Origin of the sequence: Nostoc sp. JL34 (assembly GCF_017114945.1) — a bacterium.
GTDB lineage: Bacteria > Cyanobacteriota > Cyanobacteriia > Cyanobacteriales > Nostocaceae > Nostoc.
Genome location: NZ_JABXKQ010000142.1, coordinates 63819 through 70520, shown reverse-complemented (window position 1 = coordinate 70520; position 6702 = coordinate 63819). Strand labels below are relative to the sequence as shown.

Below are 6702 nucleotides of genomic sequence, written 5' to 3'. Positions count from 1 at the left end.
AACTTTTGCGCTCACTTTACTTCAACACAGTAAAAGATGTCAAATGGGTTCTATACAAAATCTGCATTTCAAACCCTTTAGCACGACGAGCGATCGCTTGACCAATGCGCCCAAAACCAACAATCCCCAAGGTAGCACCCGTAACATTGGGCCCCAATAATAAGTCTGGTTCCCAAGTCTGCCACAAACCTGCACGAGTAAACCGATCTGCCTCCACTACTCGCCGTGCTGCTGCCATTAGTAACGCCCAGGCAAAATCTGCGGTAGCGTCGGTTAACACCCCAGGGGTATGACCAACGGGAATCTGGCGTGCTGTAGCGGCAGCAATGTCAATATTATCGTAACCCACCGCCATTTGACTGATGACTTTGAGTTTCCCAGACTCTATCAGTTGCCGATCAACTTGGTCAGTCAGCAGATATAGTAATCCATCTACTTCCTTGACTTTTTCTAGTAAAATTCCGTAAGGAGGGGGTTGGCGTTCTGGCCAAACTTCCACAGTAACGAGCGATCGCAGTTGCTCTAATTCAATGGGTAAGCGACGAGTGACGAAGACTTTAGCTTGAAGCATAGTTTTGGAATAATTTCTGGATCAAGGGACGCTTCTTGCATCAGCTTCTCCTTAAAATATCATGGCGTAGTAATCTTTTCAAAACTTACATATCTACCTTTATAGATGCTGCGGCATGGGTTTTTCATCAAACAAATATCTAATTGCCCTTCCTTAATTAAATTTGGCAGTGCAGGTAATCCTGCTTTCCAGAGTTGAAATATTGTGTTATTTTCATTCAAATTGTATCCCCATATCTCCTACAACTCCCGCATCAGAGCGTCTTTCTGAGACTAAAAATTATGAAACTTAAAAGCAGATTAACTTATCAATCCTATCTTGCGGGGGGACAAAATGGTTTAGAATGCTTATATTGCAAAGAGTGTAGCAATTTGTGGTAAAAGAAAAAGAGTCTTCATTCGCAACAAGCTCTATTTAATGATAATATTACCAGAATTCTACGAAACAAACCTCAAGCGAGAATTGGGACGTGCAGAATATTTATTACTAAAAATCCTGATAAATTTATTACAATCAATAAAAACTGTAAGCCTTGAAGCATTGGCTACTGGTTTACCTATACCAATATTATTTGAAAGTAGAAGAAAGAAAATCCAACGATTCTTATCTTTAAATTATATAAATGTTGAAGAGATATGGTTCCCAATTATTAAAAGTTGGCTAGAAATATATTTTCCTTTAAATCAAGTTGTTGATTTAGTAATAGACAGGACTAATTGGCGATGTACTAATTTATTAATGATCAGCGTGGTTTGGGATAAAAGGTCTATCCCAATATATTTTGAGTTGTTAGATAAGTTAGGTTCGAGTAATTTTGAGGAACAAGAAGCAATATTTAAAAAAGCATTACCGATTTTCAAGAATGATAAAACTGTAGTGTTAGGAGACCGGGAATTTTGTTCATTGAAATTGGCTAACTGGCTCACAGAGCAGAAAGTTTACTTCTGTTTACGTATAAAGAAAAATGCTTTTATAGAAATAGAACCAGAAATTTGGCTGCAATTAAAAGATTCAGGTTTATCCCCTGGAGTTTCATTCTTTTATCAAGGTATTAAATATACAAGAACTACAGGATTTATTAGCTTTAATCTTGTGGGTAAATGGAAACGGAAACGCTTCGGAGTTGCGCCGGAGGAAGGCTGGTTTATCCTGACTAATTTAAATGATTTAGATTCGGCTATTAAGGCTTATAAACAACGTTTTGACATTGAAGAGATGTTTAGAGATTTTAAGAGCGGTGGTTATAACTTAGAAGAAACTAATGTATCAGATCAACGCTTAATTTCTCTAATATTATTAATCTCGCTTGCCTATACTGCTGCAACTATATCTGGTCAAAAAATTAAACGCATGGGTGTTCAAAAATATGTTGGACGAATTAAAGAATCTTTAAGGACTGTTCGACGACATAGTAGTTTTTATATTGGGCTATATGGACACAATTGGGTCAATTTCACAGAAAGTTGCTATGAGTTAGTGGCTGAATTATTGAGATTAAATCCTAATAAACGTAAGTACTACCAACAAGGACAAAGGGCTATGAAGCTTATTCTATCTGCATCCTAGCCCTTTTTGTCCCCCCGTAAGCAATCCTATATGTAACGTACTATCAGCAGGTTTAATTCTCCAGGGTAATACAAACTTCTTACTGAGCGTTGTTGAGTATTGGAATCTAGATATCCATAAAATCCAGACCAAAAATCTCTGTTAATAGTCCCAAACACGAGTTCTTCAATGCCATCTTCGGGAGAGTAAAGCCCTTTCTCCTGTCGGAGTCGCTTCACGAATGCGTAAATGACATTTAAAAGTTATAAAAGATTAACAATTAGTAATTATTCGTTAATAACTGTCTTAACTATCTGCTTAACTGTCTTAAATGTCTTAACTGTCTTCTAATTCTGCAATTTTTGATTTAACTATTTGCTTAACTGTCTTAACTGTCTTCTAATTCTGCAATTAATTATTCGACTGTTTACTTACCTGCCTTAATCTAAGTATTGCTTTTTTTCTACAACTATGAAAAATTATGAGAGCAACATCAGAAATCACTAAAATTTTATCTGTCAGTATTGGAAATAAATAATGACTTAAACATCTTTTTCAAATACCTTATCTTTCGGTATAGGGAACTTCAAATAAAACTTACATAGCTCGTTATTTGGATTAAGAGCTTCTTGATATTATCCCCTTGACACAAGCCACCCCGAGCAAACCTGATGTGAAGACCTAGCCCGGTTGGCGAGGATATTCATGAACTGCAACGGTACTTAAAGCAGCCACGAAATAAAGACAGCAAGAAGACCCGAGAGGAGGTTTAGCGCAGATCATGCAACCCTTTGAACTGCCAGATTTTTACACGCCTTGGCCCGCACGGCTGAACCCAAACCTGGAAGCAGCACGAGTGCATTCCAAAGCGTGGGCCTACGAGATGGGGATACTTGGCTCAGAAGAGGAAGCGCAAAGCTCGGTTATCTGGGATGAACACACATTTGACTCCCACGACTACGCCTTACTTTGCTCCTATACCCATCCAGATGCGCCGGGAGCAGAGCTTGACCTAGTAACCGACTGGTATGTTTGGGTGTTCTTCTTCGACGATCACTTCCTGGAAATCTATAAGCGCACCCAAGACATGGCTGGGGCAAAGGAGTACCTTGACCGACTGCCAGCCTTTATGCAGGTGCATCCCACTGATACCCCTTCGGTTCCCACCAACCCAGTAGAGCGCGGCTTGGCTGACCTCTGGTCTCGCACTGCCTTTACTAAATCTGTGGATTGGCGACTTCGATTCTTCGAGAGTACCAAGAACCTCTTAGAAGAGTCTCTTTGGGAACTCGCCAATATCAACCAGGATCGGGTTGCTAACCCCATCGAATACATTGAGATGCGCCGTAAAGTTGGTGGCGCTCCGTGGTCAGCGGATCTCGTCGAACACGCCGTGTTTATAGAGATTCCGGCCCAAATCGCCTCGACTCGGCCAATGCGTATTCTTAAAGATACGTTTGCCGATGGAGTGCATCTTCGCAACGATCTATTCTCCTACCAGAGAGAAGTAGAGGATGAAGGTGAGAACGCCAACTGCGTGCTGGTCTTGGAGCGCTTCTTGAATGTGAGTACCCAAGAGGCGGCTAACCTCACCAACGAACTGTTAACTTCGCGGTTATACCAGTTTGATAACACTGCCGTCACCGAGTTACCCCCCCTGTTTGAAGAGTACGGACTAGATCCAGTGGCTCGTGTGAACGTTCTCCTTTACATCAAAGGACTCCAGGACTGGCAATCGGGCGGTCACGAGTGGCACATGCGATCGAGCCGTTACATGAACAAGGGAGGAGACAATTCTCCAACATCTACGGTTCTGGGAGGCCCCACAGGGCTAGGCACATCGGCTGCGCGGATTGAATCGCTATACGCCGCCTTGGGTTTGGGAAGGTTCAAGAGCTTTACTCACGTTCCATACCAGGCTGTCGGGCCAGTAACACTGCCGAAGTTTTACATGCCCTTCACTACAAGCTTGAATCCCCATTTGAATGCTGCGCGGAAGCATTCCAAGGAATGGGCGCGTGAGATGGGGATGCTGGAATCACTACCTGGGATTCCTGATGCCGTCATCTGGGATGACCACAAGTTTGATGTTGCCGACGTAGCCCTTTGCGGTGCGTTGATCCATCCGAATGGATCTGGCCCTGAACTGAATCTGACAGCGTGCTGGCTTGTTTGGGGAACCTATGCCGACGATTACTTCCCCGCACTCTACGGGAATAATCGCAACATGGCTGGTGCAAAAGTGTTCAATGCCCGACTGTCGGCGTTTATGCCTCTGGATGACTCCACCCCCAGCGAGGTTCCGACCAATCCAGTGGAAGCCGGCTTGGCAGATATTTGGTCTCGCACAGCTGGCCCCATGTCCGCAAACGCGCGGACTCAGTTCCGTCGCGCAATCCAGGATATGACTGACAGCTGGGTGTGGGAACTCGCCAACCAGATCCAAAATCGGATTCCCGACCCGATAGATTATATTGAGATGCGCCGTAAGACCTTTGGTTCGGATCTGACCATGAGTCTGTCGCGACTAGCTCAGGGGAGCGAGATCCCGCAGGAGATTTACCGGACTCGAACGATGCGATCGCTCGATAATTCCGCCGCCGACTTCGCCTGTTTTACCAACGATATCTTCTCCTATCAGAAAGAAATCGAATTTGAGGGTGAAATCCATAACTGTGTGCTGGTCGTTCAGAATTTCCTCAATTGCGGTATACCACAGGCTGTTGAGGTTGTCAATAACCTGATGACCGCTCGGGCGCTCCAGTTTCAACACATCGTCGCTACCGAACTACCAGCCCTTTTCGATGATTTCGACCTGGATGCAAGTACCCGCGAGAAACTGCTTGGATACGTCAAGAAACTAGAGCAGTGGATGTGTGGCGTCCTCAAGTGGCATATAACGGTAGACCGCTATAAGGAATTTGAATTGCGTAATTCGTTAGCAGGGCGGCTACTTAGCGGGCCCAGAGGGCTGGGTACTTCAGCTAGGCGTATTGGATCGGTGAGGGTTTAAGGTCAGATTTTTTTGTCGGCGAGTTAATTCAAGGTCAGTATGCGATCGCGTGAGATCGGTTTTTTTAGTAACTAAAAAGTGGAGGATGAAGTTGTGACGTATTCTAACGATCCCAATTTGGAAGATCAGCAGCCCCAGTTAACCTTGAGTACAGCAGCGGCGCGTAATTTGGCAACAACAGCCAAATCTGCACCGCAAACCCAGGAAATTACATCTCGGTGGTTATTGAAGTTATTGCCGTGGGTGCAGACAAAAGGTGGCGCTTATCGGGTCAACCGTCGGTTGAGTTATTCCGTGGGTGATGGACGGGTGACTTTCACCAACACCGGAGCAACGGTGCAGGTGATTCCCCTGGAACTGACTGAGTTGCCCTTGCTGCGAGGGTTTAACAACCTTGACGTATTGATCGGGTTAGCAAACCAGTTTGTTCAGCAGGAGTACGCTCCAGATGATGTCATTGTTGAACTTGGCCAGCCTGCCGATCGCGTCATTCTAATTGCTCGTGGTAAGGTCAACAAGATTGGTGTTGGCAAGTATGGCGAGCAGATTGTGTTCGATGTGCTAGCTGACGGCGACCATTTCGGCGATGAAACTGTGGTGCAGTCCGAGGATACTTGGCAGTACACCCTCAAGGCGATTACTAGAACCATCGTTTTGTCACTACCCCAAGCGGCGTTTGAAAGGGCGATCGCTCAGTCCGAGGCGTTGGGAACTCATGTTGAACAGTTCCGTACCCGCCTGAACCAGCCACAGACTCCCCAAGGTGAAGCTGCCATTGAGCTAGCAGCCGATCATCCCCAAGAGGCTGAGTTGCCCGGAACCTTCGCCGATTACGAACTCAAACCTAGAGAATATGAGTTGAGCATTGCTCAAACAGTGTTGCGAGTCAGTACGCGGGTAGCCGATCTGTACAACGAACCGTACAACCAGACAGAAGAACAACTGCGGCTGACTATCGAGGCATTGCGGGAACGTCAAGAACACGAGTTGCTCAACAACCGCGAATTCGGGTTGCTGCACAACGCCGACCTCAAACAACGGATCTACAGCAGTAGCGGCGCACCGACCCCCGACGACTTGGACGAACTGTTGGCGACGGTATGGAAGGAGCCGGGATTCTTCCTAGCTCACCCCCGCACGATCGCTGCCTTCGGTCGTGAGGCTAACCGCTTGGGTCTCTATCCACAAAGCGTAGATGTGAACGGCGTTCAGGTCACATCTTGGCGCGGTGTACCTATCTTTCCTTCCAATAAGATCCCCATCACCAATAACCGCACCAGTTCTATCCTTTTGCTCCGCACTGGTGTAGAAAAACAAGGGGTAATCGGCTTACATCAAACTGGTATCCCCGATGAATACCAACCCAGCTTGTCTGTTCGATTCATGGGCATCAGCGAAAAGGCGATCATCTCCTACCTCGTTACCGCCTACTACTCCGCAGCCGTCCTCACTCCTGACGCACTTGGCATCCTCGAAGATGTTGAGATCGGGCGCTAAATATCAGGAGTGCTGAGTGTTGAGTGAGTAAAAATTAGGGCTGACTTTTGATCCCCTACAAGAAAGTAGGCGGTCT

The 6702-nt window shown here is 45.6% G+C and carries 5 protein-coding genes and 1 pseudogene; 3 read left to right on the top strand and 3 right to left on the bottom strand.

From position 1 onward, the window contains the following. Positions 1 to 52: 52 nt before the first annotated feature. Positions 53 to 571, bottom strand: a pseudogene (locus HWQ44_RS26110) (NAD(P)-dependent oxidoreductase); the annotation flags it as partial. Positions 572 to 630: 59 nt separating this feature from the next. After that, positions 631 to 792 carry a hypothetical protein gene (locus HWQ44_RS26105; RefSeq protein ID WP_292724719.1) on the bottom strand — a complete coding sequence of 54 codons (162 nt, stop codon included), beginning with the start codon at positions 790 to 792 and terminating at the stop codon, positions 631 to 633. Between the two features lie 202 nt (positions 793 to 994). Between HWQ44_RS26105 and HWQ44_RS26100 the strand changes: the two genes are divergently transcribed. Further along, complete coding sequence (locus HWQ44_RS26100) at positions 995 to 2137, top strand: IS4 family transposase (RefSeq protein WP_292724726.1); 1143 nt, start codon at positions 995 to 997, stop codon at positions 2135 to 2137. A 26-nt stretch (positions 2138 to 2163) separates the two neighbouring features. Here the strand turns inward: HWQ44_RS26100 and HWQ44_RS26095 are convergent, their stop codons facing one another. Beyond that, the gene (locus tag HWQ44_RS26095; protein WP_292724717.1) at positions 2164 to 2355 is read right to left on the bottom strand and encodes a hypothetical protein; all 192 of its coding nucleotides are present in this window, start codon (positions 2353 to 2355) and stop codon (positions 2164 to 2166) included. A gap of 542 nt (positions 2356 to 2897) precedes the next feature. Here HWQ44_RS26095 and HWQ44_RS26090 point away from each other — a divergent pair. Together HWQ44_RS26090 and HWQ44_RS26085 are read left to right on the top strand one after the other, a co-directional pair. Further along, positions 2898 to 5129 (top strand): family 2 encapsulin nanocompartment cargo protein terpene cyclase, encoded by a 2232-nt coding sequence (locus HWQ44_RS26090; protein ID WP_292724715.1) that lies wholly within the window; start codon positions 2898 to 2900, stop codon positions 5127 to 5129. A 93-nt stretch (positions 5130 to 5222) separates the two neighbouring features. Then, positions 5223 to 6626 (top strand): family 2B encapsulin nanocompartment shell protein, encoded by a 1404-nt coding sequence (locus HWQ44_RS26085; RefSeq protein WP_292724713.1) that lies wholly within the window; start codon positions 5223 to 5225, stop codon positions 6624 to 6626. Positions 6627 to 6702 lie beyond the last annotated feature (76 nt).

Excerpts from the sequence above, each read along its gene's own strand:
- HWQ44_RS26090 (WP_292724715.1), top strand. The coding sequence starts at position 2,898 with ATGCAACCCTTTGAACTGCCAGATTTTTACACGCCTTGGCCCGCACGG.